The sequence below is a fragment of the Pseudomonas sp. HN2-3 genome (assembly GCF_020691745.1).
GTDB lineage: Bacteria > Pseudomonadota > Gammaproteobacteria > Pseudomonadales > Pseudomonadaceae > Aquipseudomonas > Aquipseudomonas capeferrum.
Genome location: NZ_CP085704.1, coordinates 2142597 through 2156848 on the forward strand (window position 1 = coordinate 2142597; position 14252 = coordinate 2156848).

Sequence of the window (14252 nt, forward strand, 5' to 3'; positions counted from 1 at the left end):
GAACAGCATGAAATTCAGTGAACAGTGGCTGCGCGGTTGGGTAAACCCGCAAGTCTCCCGTGACGAACTGGTCGCCCGCCTGTCCATGGCCGGCCTTGAAGTCGATAGCGTGACCCCCGCTGCCGGCCAGTTCAGCGGCATCGTCGTGGGCGAAATCCTCGCCACCGAACAACACCCGGACGCCGACAAACTGCGCGTCTGCCAGGTCAGCAACGGCCAGGAAACCTTCCAGGTAGTGTGCGGCGCCCCCAATGCGCGCCCGGGCATCAAGATCCCGTTTGCCATGATCGGCGCCGAACTGCCAGGCGACTTCAAGATCAAGAAGGCCAAGCTGCGCGGCGTCGAGTCGTTCGGCATGCTGTGCTCGGCGGCTGAGCTGCAGATCAGCGAAGAAAACGACGGCCTGCTCGAACTGGCTGCCGATGCCCCGGTTGGCCAGGACATACGCCAGTACCTGAGCCTGGACGATGCCAGCATCGAAATCGGCCTGACCCCGAACCGCGGTGACTGCCTGTCCCTGGCCGGCCTGGCCCGCGACGTCAGCGCGCTGTACAACGTCCCGGTCACCCGCCCGGTAGTGCCAGCCGTGCCGGCTGCCCACGATGAAGTGCGCCCGGTCGAAGTGTCCGCCCCGGCTGCCTGCCCACGCTACCTGGGCCGCGTCATCCGCAACGTCGACCTGTCCAGGCCGACCCCACTGTGGATGGTCGAACGCCTGCGCCGCAGTGACGTGCGCAGCATCGATGCCGCCGTCGACATCACCAACTACGTGATGCTCGAGCTCGGCCAGCCGATGCACGCCTTCGACCTTGCCGAAATCAACGGCGGCATCCGCGTGCGCATGGCCGAAGAGGGCGAGAAGCTCGTCCTGCTCGACGGCCAGGAAGTTGCCCTGCGCGCCGACACCCTGGTTATCGCCGACCACACTCGCGCCCTGGCCATTGCCGGCGTCATGGGTGGCGAGCACAGCGGCGTCAATACCGAGAAAACCCGCGACCTGTTCCTCGAAAGCGCCTTCTTCGAGCCGATCTCCGTTGCCGGCAAGGCCCGTTCCTACGGCCTGCACACCGACGCCTCGCACCGCTACGAGCGCGGCGTCGACTCGCAGCTGGCCCGCGAAGCCATGGAACGCGCCACCGCGCTGATCCTGGAAACCGTCGGCGGCGAAGCCGGCCCGATCGTCGAGGCCGTCAGCGAACAGCACCTGCCGCAGGTCGCCCCGGTGACCCTGCGCGCCGAACGCATCACTCAAATGCTCGGCATGCAGATGGACCCAGCCCAGGTCGAGCAACTGCTCAACGCCCTGGAGCTGACCACCACGGCCAATGGGGCAGGGCAGTGGACCGTCAACGTCCCAAGCCACCGCTTCGACATCAGCCTGGAAGTCGATCTGATCGAAGAGCTGGCCCGCCTGTACGGCTACAACAACCTCCCGGTCCGCTACCCACAAGCGCGCCTCGCGCCCCAGGGCAAGCCGGAAACCCGCGGTGACCTGCCGAACCTGCGCCGCCTGCTGGTTGCCCGTGGCTACCAGGAAGCCATCACCTACAGCTTCATCGACCCGAAACTGTTCGAGCTGTTCAGCCCTGGCGTAGAGCCACTGCTGCTGGCCAACCCGATCTCCAACGACATGGCCGCCATGCGCGCGTCCCTGTGGCCGGGCCTGGTCAAGGCGCTGCAGCACAACCTCAACCGCCAGCAAGACCGCGTACGCCTGTTCGAAAGCGGCCTGCGCTTCGTCGGCCAGCTCGGTAACCTCGAGCAGCAGCCGATGATCGCCGGCGTCGTCACCGGCAGCCGCCTGCCAGAAGGCTGGGCGAACGGCCGCGACGGCATCGACTTCTTCGACGTCAAAGCCGACGTCGAAGCCCTGCTGGGCTATTCCGGCGCCCTGAGCGACTTCACCTTCAGCGCCGGCAAACACCCCGCCCTGCACCCAGGCCAGACCGCCCTCATCGAGCGCGACGGCAAGCCAGTCGGTTACCTCGGCGCCATCCACCCGGAGCTTGCCAAAGCCCTGGACCTGGACCGCCCAGTGTTCCTGTTCGAGCTGGTGTTGGGCGACGTGGTCGAAGGCCGCCTGCCAAAGTTCAGCGAACTGTCCAAGTTCCCAGAAACCCGTCGTGACCTGGCCTTGATCGCAGGACGTGATGTAGCTTCTAGCGCGGTGCTTGAATTAATTCGTGACAATGCAGGCGAATGGCTCACAGACCTCAGGCTGTTTGATGTCTACCAAGGTAAAGGCATTGATCCTGATAGAAAAAGCCTGGCCGTCGGCTTGACCTGGCAGCATCCATCGCGCACTCTTAACGACGATGAGGTGAACACTACCCTGCAAAACATCCTCACCTCGCTTGAACAAAGGTTGAACACCACGTTAAGGAAATAACGGCATGGGTGCTCTGACGAAAGCTGAGATGGCCGAAAGGCTGTACGAGGAGCTGGGGCTTAACAAGCGTGAGGCCAAGGAGTTGGTCGAGCTGTTTTTCGAAGAAATTCGGCACGCACTTGAAGAGAACGAGCAGGTCAAGCTGTCCGGTTTCGGCAACTTTGACCTTCGCGACAAACGCCAGCGGCCGGGCCGCAACCCCAAGACTGGGGAAGAGATCCCGATCACCGCTCGCCGCGTCGTCACCTTTCGTCCAGGGCAGAAGTTGAAGGCCCGGGTTGAGGCCTATGCTGGAACCAAGCAATAACGACGAACTGCCCCCCATACCGGGCAAGCGCTACTTCACCATTGGTGAAGTGAGCGAGCTTTGTGCGGTAAAACCGCACGTGCTGCGGTATTGGGAGCAGGAGTTCCCTCAGCTGAACCCTGTGAAGCGGCGGGGGAATCGGCGGTATTACCAGCGCCAGGATGTGCTGATGATCCGCCAGATTCGGGCGCTGCTTTATGATCAGGGGTTCACCATTGGCGGGGCGCGGTTAAGGCTCTCCAGTGATGAGGTGAAGGATGAGTCAAGCCAGTACAAGCAGCTGATTCGGCAGATGATTGTTGAGTTGGAGGATGTGTTGGTGGTGTTGAAGAAGTGATCTGCTCCGACGAATGGAAATTTTTTGAGAAAAAGCTTTCATTTATCAAAAGGTTAGGGTAGATTCTTCATCGTTCTCAGCAGTATCGAGAATAGAGTCGGGGCGTAGCGCAGCCCGGTAGCGCACTTGCATGGGGTGCAAGGGGTCGAGTGTTCGAATCACTCCGTCCCGACCAATAATCCCAATGACTTAGGCCATTTCCGCAAGGAGTGGCCTTTTTCATGTGCGTGACTTTTGCGTGACTTCTCAGGTTTTTACGCCTGCCTCCTCTTCTGATTTGTCAGCACCGGCCCACGCGAGTCCGTCGCTGAGGCTTTGTTTGCCGCTTCTATCAGCTGCCAGCTCTGCACCAGAGTAGTGGCGGTCTTGTGTCTCAGAAACGATTTCCGATCTTCCTCTGTTGCACCTGCTGCTTTCAGGGGCCTACCGAAGGTGTGCTTCAGGTCGTCTTTGACCAAACTCAAATCATCAGTACATTTGTTGATTACTATTTCTGATGCTTTTCAAAGCGAATATCACCTTCTGGTAAGGTCTTCACGGGCTGCCAGCCGAGGTTTCGATAGAAGCCACTCGCGCGGCTAGCCTCAGCCGTTTCTAACCAGATCGTCTGGTGGTGTTGAAATAGGAAAGTCTCTGCTTTATCCATCAGTCTGCGCCCTAATCCGTTTCCTTCGAATTCGGGTAGAACGAAAGCGGCAAACACACATCCGTCCTCGACATTGGCCATGGAAAAGCCTACAGGGGCACCATTGACCTCGGCGACCCAAGCGCATGGGGCCTCTATAATTGCCTGTCGTATCGTTCTAGGAGTAATCCCGATTTCCGCGAGCTGATCAAGGGATAAGTGATTTTCGTGAACGCTGGTTCGAATATCAAAAATGGCATCGATATCCGCGAGGTTGGCGAGTCTGATTGTTTTTTCCATGATGTCCTCCTTTATAGCCCCTCTCGAATGAAAGTATCCTTTCACAGCTGGCGCAATGAACGGTGGCCCCCTTTGTACGGCAGTAACTCCGTAATCTTACTCGCCCACTGCATCGGCGGCCGTGTCAGCAGGTCTGCTTTCCTGTGCGTCAGGGTCCCGCATTCTTCGCGCTGCGGCAGAGTGTGGTTACGAAGGCTGGATGAGTGGCCAGCCGGACAGATGCGCTGCCGTTAGCCTTCAGGTAGGGTGCTACCGCATACGAATTCCTTCGAGCCAAGGCGGTGTGACCCGTACTCAACGACGTAGCCATCACCAAGGCGCTCCGCCTCCGCCTTGGCTGTCTTCTGGTCTGCATAGACGTCGACAAAATGCCATGGATGCCTGTCCCGAAGGACGCCCCACCCAAGCACCCAGCCTTCTTTGGCGGGGTCTGGAGGCAGGTTTTTCGCTAAGCTGCGGATGCCCATATAGCGGTCCTCTGAAGCGATAGCTATTAAAGCGCCGGATTCACGAAGTTCTACAGCATTGAGGATCTTAGTTCCATATACGCATAGTGTGCTCGCGGTTCTACGCGCATCCCGGTATCGTCTATTGAGACGATCAACTCAGATCCAGACGTCGTTCAAAGCCGTCCGCTCACCGCCTTCATGGCCGGTATTCACCACGCCGCGTGGCTCGATCATCATCAGTTTCGCTTCCCCCTGCGCCGCTGTCCTGTGTTCCACCTCACGTGGCACGACATACAATTCGCCGGGGTTCACATAAACGCAGCCCTCTGGCAGATCGATGCGCAAGGTGCCTTCAAGCACAAGAAACGCTTCATCGGTCTCCGGGTGCGAATGCCAGATGAATTCACCTTCGATTCGCACAACCTTGAACTGGTAGTCGTTCATTTCCGCGACCACCCTGGGGCTCCACTGCTGTTCAATCAGTGAAGCCTTCTGGGTCAGGTTCACAGGGCATGATGCGCGTTGCGTGTTGGCGTCGGACATGACGGATCCTCTGTAGTTGAGGTGATCAGCCTACCCAACCCAACGCACGCCGCTCTTGTACGATCCTGCAAGTCAGCGGGCAGGCCGCAAGCGTTCCAGCCAGCGCAATGGCGACACGCCATAGCTGCGGGTGAAGTGCCGTGTCATGTGGCTCTGATCGTGAAAGCCCGCAGCCAGTGCTGCATCGACCAGCGTGAAGCCATCCAGCATCAGCCGCCGAGCAGTGTCCAGGCGCCGCAGCGTGACAAAGCGGTAGGGGCTGGTGCCATAAAGGGCGCGGAAGTCGCGTGACAAGCTCCATTGCTCGCGGCCGCTGGCCTGTTCGAGCATCTCCAGGGTGATGCCCTGTTGAAGGTGTTCCATGATGAATGCCCGGGCGCGCTCGGCCGAGCGGTAGTCCAGGCGTTTGCGGCCGCGGGGCTTGCCGCCGACCGCACGCAGCGCCATGGCCAGGTCATAGACGGCGTCCTGCTCCTCCAGCGTTTCGAGTGGGTGATCCAGTGCCTGCACGAAGGCTTCACTGGCGCGGTACAGGCGCGGGTCGCTGGTCAGCCCGCCGGCAATGAAGGGCAATGGCTCACCGCTGAGCACGTTTTGAATCAGCGCCGGGTCGATGTAGGCCATCCGGTAGCGAAAGCCCGCATCCGTACCCGCCATACCATCATGGACTTCGTCAGGGTGGAGGACGAGCGTATTACCCGGTACGCCGTGGCACAGCGCCCCCTTGTAGTGAAAGCTCTGCACGCCGGCGAGGGTGCGGCCGATCGAGTAGGTGTCGTGACGATGCGGGTCGTAGCCATGGCTGCCGAACCATGCTTCGATCCGCTCCACGCTGCCGGTTTGAGCGCTACGTATGACCCAGTCCGAGGTGGCAGCGGGGCTTGCTTTTCGTACCATGAAGGGGCTTTCCTGCGAGTTACCTCGCGTGATGGTCACATGAAAACGGTCGCTTTCTGTAAGGCCGCTCTCAGCCAGAGGCCCTGAACCTCTAAAGCAGATCGGCGGTCCCAGGCGCTGTCTGAAGTGAGGTGTCGCAGACAGTTTCCAGCCTTCCTAACGTACACCCCAATAGCGTTAGAGCCGCCTAGAGCGTAATGCTGTTCACGTGAGTTTTCCATCGCTTGGAGTGGGGCCGCTTTGCGGCCCATCGCGGCACAAGGCCGCTCCCACAATGTTCGCGCATGCCCTGTAAATAGCGGCATAACGCGGTCGGTGGAGCGGCCTCGGCATTCTTATGTGAACAGCAGCAGACCATGCCAACGATCGCTTCATTCTCTCCGCGCCCCTTCAGGGTGCGAAGTGGCCTGGAATAACAGCCTTCATGCACCAGCAGTGAGCGTCTAGTGGTAGCCACTACCCGGCATTCCGCTTGGATTACAGTTGGCGTGGAAGTTGCTGGCATTTTGATATCTGCGTCGCTTATGGTGAACTTAATGTCGCTTTCAAGTAGTTCCATGCAGTTGTCATCGAGCGAGCGGGGTTGGCTGCCCTGGTTCGGCAAAGCCGGCAAGTTCAGCATGAGGTGGGCGTGCCGCCTCAATCGTTCGAACTATGTAGAAATCGAGCAGACGTTCGAAGCCATTGCCCAGACGCGGGTGCAATTGCTGCACAACTGGGCGCGCGAACAATGGGATCACCTGGCAGAGTTGGCGGAATGCCTGGCAGCAGACTTCGCTCATATTCAGCCCTCGGCATTACTCGACAAGCTGGCACAGGCCGAAGATTTTTCGGAACTGAGTGTGATTGACTGCACGGGCAACGTCAGGGTATCCACCTGGCCAAAGCGTGGCAGTACGCAGAGCGAGCAGCTCGCGGCGTTGGCCCAAGGCCTGAAAGCGCCATTTCTTCACGGGCCCTACAGCGACCCGATGACCTTGCAGATCGGCCCATCCTCGTCGCGTTTTCACGATGAGGTGACGCTGATGTTCTACCAGCCGATCAGGCACGCGGGCAACGTCCTGGGCTGCCTGTGTGGCCGGGTCCCCAATGATGTGCTGGGCGACCTGATCCAGCGCGAGGCCGGGCATATTTTTGCCGAGTCGGGCGACAACTATCTGTTTATGGTGCAATCGCGTTTCGACCTGACCGTGCAACCAGGCACCGCTTTGTCCCGTTCGCGCTTTGAGGACGGGACGTTTACCCATGGCGAAAACCTCAAGAGCGGCGTGCGTACGCCCTGGAGCACTGTGCAGGTGCAGCGCCATACCGAGCTGGAGCTGCGCTTCACCGACCCCGCGACGCGTGAGCTGCACCCCGGCGTGCGGGAAACCATCCGGCGTGGTACCAACCTGTTCGTGACTTACCCGGGTTATTCGGACTACCGCCATGTGCCGGTGGTCGGCAAGGGCGTGACCTTCCAGTTACCAGGGTCGCCCGACCGTTGGGGCATGATGTGCGAGGCCGACTTGGAGGAGGTCTATCGCCGCCGTTCGCTGAGCTACCGGTTGATGAAACCCTACGTGGCGACCATGGTTGGGCTGTTCGGCTGTAATTACCTGGTGCAGCATTACGCCGGATTGCCACAGGGGGTGAACGACGCCATCCAGGCCCTCAGCATGGTCGGTGCTACGCTGCTGTTCGGCGTGCTCGGGCCAAGGCGCCTGGCGGCCAGGTTGAACGGCATGAGCGGTGTGCTGCGTACCATCGCCGAGGGTGAGGGCAACCTGCGCCAGCGCCTGGACACTGGCGCCCTGGCCAATGACGAGAGTGGCGACATGGCGCGCTGGATCAACAGTTTCATCGACCGCCTGGACGCCGTGGTGGGGCAGGTGGTCAAGGCCAGCCGCACGGTTGCCAGCACCAACCAGATGATGCTCGGGCGCAGCCAGGAAGCGAGCGTGAGCTCTGTCGAGGTGGCCGATGCGGTGCACCAGATGATGATCATCATGGAGGAACAGCTCGGTGAGCTGCAGCAGGCTTCGGTCAGCGCCGAACACATGAAGCAGGCCATGGACGAGGTGGTCAGCCGCGCCCGCGAGCAGTACCTGGCTGTGCAGGCGGGCACCCAATCGATTCGCGATGTGGTGGCCCGCTCGGCCTCTAGTGTGCAACTGCTCGACAGCCGCATGGCGCAGATTGGCAATATCACCGGGCTGATCAGCGACATTACCAACCAGACCAACCTACTGGCGTTAAATGCCGCCATTGAGGCGGCACGGGCGGGCGAGCATGGCCGTGGGTTCGCGGTGGTGGCCGATGAGGTGCGCAGTCTGGCGGCCCGCACCGCGCGGGCGGCCGACGATATCCGGCACATGGTCGAAGGCCTGCAGAACGAAACGCAGCAAGCGGTGAGTTTTATGGAGGAGGGCGTGCAGAATGTCGATGATAGTTTGCGCCTGGCCGAGGATGCGTCGTCGGAGAACGTGCAACTTCACCAGGCGGTGGAGGGCATGTTCGCCATCATCCAGCAGCTCAACCGCCGCAGCATCGAGTATGGCAAGACCATCGAACAGGTTAACCACTCCTCCAGCGAGATGCGCCAGACCGCAGTGGTGCTGCAAAACAGCGCGCAGAAGGTAAAGGTGGATGCCGGCAAGCTGCAGAAGCTGGTGGGGCAATTCGAGGTCAGCGGTGATGGCGAACGGGTCGCTGCTGCTTGAGCGCCGACGGCGCCTCACACAAGTAACCCAGAATTCGCGTAAAAAAAAGCGCGAATTCTGGGTTGTCCGCTGCCAATTAAAAGTAGGTAGTTACCCCAGCAAAATACGCCCGGCCAGGCACGTAATAGCTGGTCGAGTCATCACGCGGGTCTTCATCCAGCAGGTTCTGCACGCCGACATTCAGGGTGAGCCAGTGGGTGGCTGCCCAGTTGGCGGTCAGATCGTACGTGGTGTACGGCTTGACGAAGTCGGTACCCAGGCCGCGTTGCTTACCCACGTGCTGAGCTGACAATTCGGTACCGAACCGTTCGGTGATCTGCCAGTCGATGGCGCTGTACAACGACAGCTTCGGCGAGCTGATCAGGTCTTCACCGGTCGACAGGTTGCGGCTTTCGAGCATGTAGGTGGCATTGGTGCGCCAGCTGGCGTTTTCCCACAACGGCACTTTGGTGCTGCCTTCCCAGCCGCGGGTGCGGGCTTTGTCAGCATTTTCCAGCATGGTCCACCAGCGGCCCTGGAAATACCCCAGCGGCGCATACTCGATTTTGTCTTTGAAGTCGGTGTGGAAGTAAGTGAGGCTGGCCTCCCAACCGTCGCGGTCGAAGGAGACGCCAATCTCTTTGTTGGTGCTGATTTCCGGACGCAGGTTCGGGTTGCCTGCCATCCAGCAACTGCCGGTCACATAACCCAGCGGGCGCAATGATGTACAACCGCGACCGCCAGAGTTGGTCGCCGCGCCAGCACTGCCTTCTTTCAGGCTGGGGGCACGGAAGCCGCGTGACACGCCACCGCGTACGGTCCAGTCAGGGTGAGGGTGATAGACCACGTAAGCACGTGGGCTGTTGTGGTTGCCGTACTCGTCGCTATGGTCGAAGCGGTTCCCCAACGTCAGCGATAGGTTGTCGAGCAGAAACAGCTCGTCTTCGATAAACAGCGCGGAATAGTCGCCCTCAAGCTCCGCGCCGCCCACCGTTGCCCCTTGGTAATCAACCGGTACGGTGCCCAGCGTGTCGGTGTTGGTCAGTTGCTCGCGTTTCCATTGGCCGCCAACGGTGAGGCGCTGGTTTACCAGCAGTTCAAACGGGATGTTAAGGCTACCCTCGACGATTTTTTCTTCGGAGTTGGCCTTGCCCTCGCTGAGTTCGTTGTCGAACTTGTTCAGGTAAGCGTCGATACGCGAGGTACCAAAGCCCCAATCGCCGTGGTGAGAGACCACGAAGCTATCACGGGTCAGGCGCCCGGCACCGAAGCCCTCACCGACCGTGTCACCCCAGTCACCGAAGGTTTTCTTCGACGACCACGAACGCTCCACGCCTTGGATAGCCTCGAAGGACAACTCATGGTTGTCGTTGATCTGCCAATTAAGCAAGGCATTGACGCTGTGGTCTTTGGAACCGCCGGCGCCGTCGTTGTAAACGAAGTCACCTAGTGCATCGAGGCGCGGCTCGGCTTCGTCGGCAGCGCGCCGAGTAAGGTTGGCGCCCAGGCGCAGCCCCAGGGAGTCGGTGACAGGGCCAGAGAGGTTAACGCTGGTCTGGTTGGTCTGACCGCGGTCGGAGTCTTCTGGGATCGTGGTATTGACGTTGAGCGAGCCGCTCCACTCACGGGATACCTTGCGGGTGATGATGTTGATCACACCACCCATGGCGTCCGAGCCATACAACGACGACATCGGCCCGCGCACGATCTCGATCCGCTCAATCATGTTCGGCGAGATCCAGTTGATGTCCTGGCGACCCAGATCACGGCGGTAGTTAGTGTCGGCGGAGCTGCCGATGCGTTTACCGTCCACCAGGATCAAGGTGTATTTGTCGTCAAGGCCGCGCAGTTTGATCTTCGACTGCTCGCCCACGGGGCCGTAACCCCCGGTAACGCCGGGGATGCGGCGTAGCAGGGTGTTCAGGTCGTAGACCGGCTGGCGCTCGATCTCCTCCCGGGTGATGACGCTGACGCTGGCCGGCGCATCTCGCACATCCGTGCCGCCGCCCGTGGCGGTGACGAACGAGGCTTGCAGTTCTGTGGCGGGGAGCGGTTCAAGCTCGTGAATTTCCTCGGCCTGCACCGCAGTCGCGGCGAGCAGTGCGACGGTGAGCAGGGGACGGGAAAAAGGTGGGAATGGCATCGTGTAACTGTCCTTGTCGAGCGGTTGGATTCCAGGGGCAGAATGCAATCGGGGCGGGACATTAACGCAAACGAGAATCATTTAAAAGAAAATGTGAAAAATAATTTACCTAGAATTTACAAAAATTGACTGTGGGGAGGGGGGGTGCAGTCAGGGGATGGCCAGGCGGGTACCTGCATTCCTGGGCGCTGTATGAGTCCGTGGTGGTAATTGAGTTGCTGGGCCGCTTTTGCGGCCCTTCGCGGGGCAAGCCCGCTCCCACAAGTGGTTACTTTTGAGTTTTCAGCATGCCCAGCTCGGCATCGTCAAGCAGGGCCTTGGCCAGGGCGCAGAGGTAGTGCGAGGCCCAAAGCAAGTGGGGTTTGTCTTCCATCAGGCCGTCGATGGACAGGTCGCGGGCGTAGATGCCCTTAGTGCCGCGTTCCCGGCTCAGTCGGCATTTGCACCTGCGCCAATGCCACCTCAAGCAGTCTGCGCAAGGTTTCAAGCTCGTGCATCGAGGTCATGATCAATAAGGAGGAGGGCGACTTGGGTTGCATGAACATCGCCTGCTGGGCAACGGCTTCGGCAGGGACTATCTTCAGCATCAAAAACGACCGCAACGAAAAACAGGCGCAGCGAGTATCTTTGGGAATTGACTACAAGATAGGGTTTAAATCTGATTTTCTAGACCGTTCGCCGTAATAACTTGCGACGCTCGGGCTTCGAAACTAACCCGTGACAGGCATTCAAACCAAGGAAGGTCATGACTAACTTAAAACCCGCAAGCTGCCTCCTGTTGTTGCTGGCCATGACCACCCTGGCCGCCTGCGTCCCCTGGAAGCGCGAACGCGCTGCCTACGCGGACCTCTGCCAATCCGAATTCCAGTTCAAAGTCCCAGGCCCGCAAGGCGAGACCACCCTCTACCTGGAAATGTACCTCTACGACCACGCCGCCCAGTGGAGCGACCGGCCATTTTCGCAGGGCTTGTACGTCGACTATCCCGGCGAGAAGTACTCGCGGCCGGAGTTCTACGTACAGCTCATCGCCTACAACAAAAACCGCCAACGCCCATCGTCTGGCAACCGTGGAGAGCCGCCGATCCCGATCCTGTACGACAGCCGCCAGGCCTACATCACCTTCGAAGACGGCTCGCGCCTGAGTGCGCGGCCAGAGGTCTACCTGGGCATCGACAAAACCTACGACTTTCCGCTGGTGTACCCACCCTCAGCGCGCCCATCGCCCTACAACATCAACAGCGACGAAGTGCAGCGCCACATCCCCAAAATCACCAACAACAAACGCTACGGCTCCGCCTATGTGATTTTCCAGACGGACAAGTTCAACGCCGATGCCAAGTGGATCATCCACCTGGGCGCATTAGAGGCCCAAGGCCGAAAACTGCCGATCCCACCCATCGAGCTCTGCTACCACCCCGTGAAGAAGTGGATCGGTATCGAGCCTTTGATGCGGCCTTGAAGTAATGCATTGACCGACAATGCAAAGCCTGTGTGCGGCGAGCCGGTCTTCACCGCGCAGGCGTGAGCGGCCAGCGTCGCACATTCGCTTGAACTGCCCAACTGCAGGGGTGCCTAACGTTCATCAACCTGAGGGCGGCACGATGACTGAGCGCAAAGACGATACGCAACAAAGCCAGGTACCGGCGCATTCCACGGAAGAGGAAAAGGCCAAGCTCAAGGACAAGAACAAGGACGGTATCCCCCCGGGCGCTGAATAAGGCCGGGGCGTTCGGTGTAGTCGTGCACCCCGGTTTCAAGCGCCAATAGGCGCTGCCGGGGCACGCTCTCTCTATTGAGGCGTTGGCACGCAAACTGGAGAACTATCATGGCAATCGATCACAACGGCCCCGATGCGCCCTATCCAGGCCCAGAAGAACTGGCACCTGAAACCGGCGCGGTCCATGGGTCAGGGCTGGAGCAGACTGAGTCTGAACCCAAACAGGGCGCGGGCGAAAAATGGTCCGAGAAACGACCGGAAGACTGGAACCCTCCACCCGGCGACCCAGGCTCGGGTCAGGACGCCCAGGATGACGCGGCGCAAAAGGCTGGCCCTGATGAAGGCGAAGTACCATTGCCGGCGGACGATGAGTCGCCGATTGAGGAAGAGATGAGGGATGTCGACGCCAACAATTCAGTGTCCAGCGAGCATCCGTAAGCTCGCTGGGTGACCCAGCGTTTCATCCGAGGCGTACAGCGATGAACAGTGACCACACCGCGCAAGGCGGCAGCAACCGTGACCTGCCCACTTCGCCCGACCCTGCCGTGAACCCGGACAACCCTACAGTCCCGAACCCTGATGACGACCCGCTAATGAATGAGCAAGAGGACGCAGATTGGCCAGCGCGTGATGGCGCGACGGACGAGGAACGGCAGAGCGTTGAACAGCCCTATGAGTATCAAGCCCCTCGTAAACGATCGGATTGAACGTTTCAGCACGCAGTATCGTCGGTACTTCCAAGTCCTTTGCATTTGGAGGTACTCACCATGAAATACCGCGCACTTGGCAATACCGGCCTGCTGGTTTCGGAGCTGGTCATCGGCACAGTCCCGTTCGGCGGCCGGGGCGCATTCGAAAAAACCGGCAGCGTGGACGTAGCGCTGGCCAGGCGCATGTTCGACATGGCCTTCGACGTTGGGGTCAACCTGGTCGACACAGCGGACCTTTACTCCCACGGCCTGGCCGAAGAAATCGTCGGCCAGGCGCTGGGGCAGCGGCGCCAGTCGATCATACTGGCCACCAAAGCGCGCAGCCCGATGGGCGAAAACCCCAACGACAGCGGGGCTTCGCGCTATCACCTGATCCGCGCCTGCGAGGCGAGCCTCAAGCGCCTGGGCACCGACCATATCGACCTCTACCAGATTCACAATTGGGATGGCATCACGCCAGTTGAAGAGACGCTGTCGGCGCTGGAGCAATTGGTGCAAAGCGGCAAGGTGCAATATTTCGGCACCTCCAACTACACCGCGTGGCAGATGATGAAAACCCTCGGCACCGCCCAGCTCAAGGGCTGGCAGCAGCCGGTTACCCAGCAGATCTACTACACCCCCGAGGCGCGCGAAGCCGAGTATGAGCTGCTGCCGATGGCGCTCGACCAGGGTATCGCCACACTGGTGTGGGGGCCGCTGGGGGAGGGGTTGTTGACCGGCAAGGTACGGCGCGGGCACAAGACCCCGAGCGGCACGCGCCAGGGCAATGACTGGCCAGAGCCCTACGTGCACGACCAAGAGCGCGCGTACGGCATCATCGAGGCACTCATCGAGGTGGGGCAGCGCCATGGCTGCTCGCCGGCGCGGGTGTGCCTGGCCTGGCTCAAGGACCGGCCCGGTATCACCAGCGTGATCACGGCGGCGCGCACGGCCGAGCAGTTGCACGATAACTTGCAGGCGGTGGAGCTGCTGCTGACCGCCGAAGACCAGCAATTGCTCGAACGGGTGACGCGGATTGCGCCGCAGTATCCGTACTGGCACCGGATTGCGGCGGGCATGGATCGAATCGACCCGGCCGAGGCGCCGTTCATTGAGTTGCATCGGCAGACCATGAAGCAGCAGAAACAGTAATAGCTTGCGCCATGAGGCGGTGC

At 60.3% G+C, this 14252-nt stretch carries 13 protein-coding genes, 1 tRNA gene and 1 pseudogene; 8 read left to right on the forward strand and 7 right to left on the reverse strand.

The features are described 5' to 3' along the window. Positions 1-7: 7 nt before the first annotated feature. The 4 genes from pheT to LJX93_RS09955 all read left to right on the forward strand — a co-directional run bounded on the left by pheT (position 8) and on the right by LJX93_RS09955 (position 3208). Positions 8-2389, forward strand: coding sequence for a phenylalanine--tRNA ligase subunit beta (gene pheT, locus LJX93_RS09940; protein WP_033696947.1), 2382 nt, complete (start codon positions 8-10; stop codon positions 2387-2389). Between the two features lie 4 nt (positions 2390-2393). Beyond that, positions 2394-2696, forward strand: a complete 303-nt coding sequence (gene ihfA / locus LJX93_RS09945) for an integration host factor subunit alpha (protein WP_033696948.1) — start codon at positions 2394-2396, stop codon at positions 2694-2696. Next, positions 2677-3033, forward strand: a complete 357-nt coding sequence (locus LJX93_RS09950; protein WP_033696949.1) for a MerR family transcriptional regulator — start codon at positions 2677-2679, stop codon at positions 3031-3033. Before ihfA ends, LJX93_RS09950 begins: the two co-directional genes overlap by 20 nt. Before the next feature lie 98 nt (positions 3034-3131). Then, a tRNA-Pro gene (locus LJX93_RS09955) sits at positions 3132-3208 on the forward strand. A gap of 79 nt (positions 3209-3287) precedes the next feature. Here LJX93_RS09955 and LJX93_RS09960 read toward each other — a convergent pair. The 5 genes and pseudogenes from LJX93_RS09960 to LJX93_RS09980 all read right to left on the reverse strand — a co-directional run. After that, a pseudogene (locus LJX93_RS09960) lies at positions 3288-3479 on the reverse strand (site-specific integrase); the annotation flags it as partial. Positions 3480-3520: 41 nt separating this feature from the next. Next, complete coding sequence (locus tag LJX93_RS09965) at positions 3521-3958, reverse strand: GNAT family N-acetyltransferase (RefSeq protein WP_156310111.1); 438 nt, start codon at positions 3956-3958, stop codon at positions 3521-3523. Positions 3959-4188: 230 nt separating this feature from the next. Next, positions 4189-4425 (reverse strand): hypothetical protein, encoded by a 237-nt coding sequence (locus tag LJX93_RS09970; RefSeq protein ID WP_033697049.1) that lies wholly within the window; start codon positions 4423-4425, stop codon positions 4189-4191. A gap of 138 nt (positions 4426-4563) precedes the next feature. After that, positions 4564-4950 (reverse strand): cupin domain-containing protein, encoded by a 387-nt coding sequence (locus LJX93_RS09975; protein WP_227697103.1) that lies wholly within the window; start codon positions 4948-4950, stop codon positions 4564-4566. A 72-nt stretch (positions 4951-5022) separates the two neighbouring features. After that, positions 5023-5847 carry an AraC family transcriptional regulator gene (locus LJX93_RS09980; protein WP_047581977.1) on the reverse strand — a complete coding sequence of 275 codons (825 nt, stop codon included), beginning with the start codon at positions 5845-5847 and terminating at the stop codon, positions 5023-5025. Between the two features lie 2051 nt (positions 5848-7898). Here LJX93_RS09980 and LJX93_RS27465 point away from each other — a divergent pair. After that, positions 7899-8549: a methyl-accepting chemotaxis protein gene (locus LJX93_RS27465; protein ID WP_371925411.1), complete on the forward strand. Its 651-nt coding sequence runs from the start codon at positions 7899-7901 to the stop codon at positions 8547-8549. 76 nt (positions 8550-8625) lie between these two features. On the opposite strand, the gene LJX93_RS09990 is transcribed toward LJX93_RS27465, so the two are convergent. After that, positions 8626-10671: a TonB-dependent receptor domain-containing protein gene (locus LJX93_RS09990; RefSeq protein WP_033697054.1), complete on the reverse strand. Its 2046-nt coding sequence runs from the start codon at positions 10669-10671 to the stop codon at positions 8626-8628. 410 nt (positions 10672-11081) lie between these two features. After that, positions 11082-11258 carry a hypothetical protein gene (locus LJX93_RS10000; RefSeq protein WP_167334455.1) on the reverse strand — a complete coding sequence of 59 codons (177 nt, stop codon included), beginning with the start codon at positions 11256-11258 and terminating at the stop codon, positions 11082-11084. A gap of 158 nt (positions 11259-11416) precedes the next feature. On the opposite strand from LJX93_RS10000, the gene LJX93_RS10005 reads away from it, so the two are divergent. The 3 genes from LJX93_RS10005 (at position 11417) to LJX93_RS10015 (ending at position 14229) form a co-directional block, all read left to right on the forward strand. Then, positions 11417-12130 (forward strand): hypothetical protein, encoded by a 714-nt coding sequence (locus LJX93_RS10005; RefSeq protein ID WP_033697059.1) that lies wholly within the window; start codon positions 11417-11419, stop codon positions 12128-12130. A gap of 366 nt (positions 12131-12496) precedes the next feature. Beyond that, the gene (locus tag LJX93_RS10010) at positions 12497-12826 is read left to right on the forward strand and encodes a hypothetical protein (RefSeq protein WP_033697060.1); all 330 of its coding nucleotides are present in this window, start codon (positions 12497-12499) and stop codon (positions 12824-12826) included. Positions 12827-13155: 329 nt separating this feature from the next. After that, positions 13156-14229, forward strand: a complete 1074-nt coding sequence (locus tag LJX93_RS10015; protein WP_227697105.1) for an aldo/keto reductase — start codon at positions 13156-13158, stop codon at positions 14227-14229. Positions 14230-14252: the final 23 nt, after the last annotated feature.

What these genes read in the sequence shown, in the direction of transcription:
- pheT (WP_033696947.1), top strand. Translation starts at nt 8, where the DNA reads ATGAAATTCAGTGAACAGTGGCTGCGCGGTTGGGTAAACCCGCAAGTC.
- ihfA (WP_033696948.1), top strand. Translation starts at nt 2,394, where the DNA reads ATGGGTGCTCTGACGAAAGCTGAGATGGCCGAAAGGCTGTACGAGGAG.
- LJX93_RS09950 (WP_033696949.1), top strand. Translation starts at nt 2,677, where the DNA reads ATGCTGGAACCAAGCAATAACGACGAACTGCCCCCCATACCGGGCAAG.
- LJX93_RS09965 (WP_156310111.1), bottom strand. Translation starts at nt 3,958, where the DNA reads ATGGAAAAAACAATCAGACTCGCCAACCTCGCGGATATCGATGCCATT.
- LJX93_RS09970 (WP_033697049.1), bottom strand. Translation starts at nt 4,425, where the DNA reads ATGGGCATCCGCAGCTTAGCGAAAAACCTGCCTCCAGACCCCGCCAAA.
- LJX93_RS09975 (WP_227697103.1), bottom strand. Translation starts at nt 4,950, where the DNA reads ATGTCCGACGCCAACACGCAACGCGCATCATGCCCTGTGAACCTGACC.
- LJX93_RS09980 (WP_047581977.1), bottom strand. Translation starts at nt 5,847, where the DNA reads ATGGTACGAAAAGCAAGCCCCGCTGCCACCTCGGACTGGGTCATACGT.
- LJX93_RS27465 (WP_371925411.1), top strand. Translation starts at nt 7,899, where the DNA reads ATGGACGAGGTGGTCAGCCGCGCCCGCGAGCAGTACCTGGCTGTGCAG.
- LJX93_RS09990 (WP_033697054.1), bottom strand. Translation starts at nt 10,671, where the DNA reads ATGCCATTCCCACCTTTTTCCCGTCCCCTGCTCACCGTCGCACTGCTC.
- LJX93_RS10000 (WP_167334455.1), bottom strand. Translation starts at nt 11,258, where the DNA reads ATGCTGAAGATAGTCCCTGCCGAAGCCGTTGCCCAGCAGGCGATGTTC.
- LJX93_RS10005 (WP_033697059.1), top strand. Translation starts at nt 11,417, where the DNA reads ATGACTAACTTAAAACCCGCAAGCTGCCTCCTGTTGTTGCTGGCCATG.
- LJX93_RS10010 (WP_033697060.1), top strand. Translation starts at nt 12,497, where the DNA reads ATGGCAATCGATCACAACGGCCCCGATGCGCCCTATCCAGGCCCAGAA.
- LJX93_RS10015 (WP_227697105.1), top strand. Translation starts at nt 13,156, where the DNA reads ATGAAATACCGCGCACTTGGCAATACCGGCCTGCTGGTTTCGGAGCTG.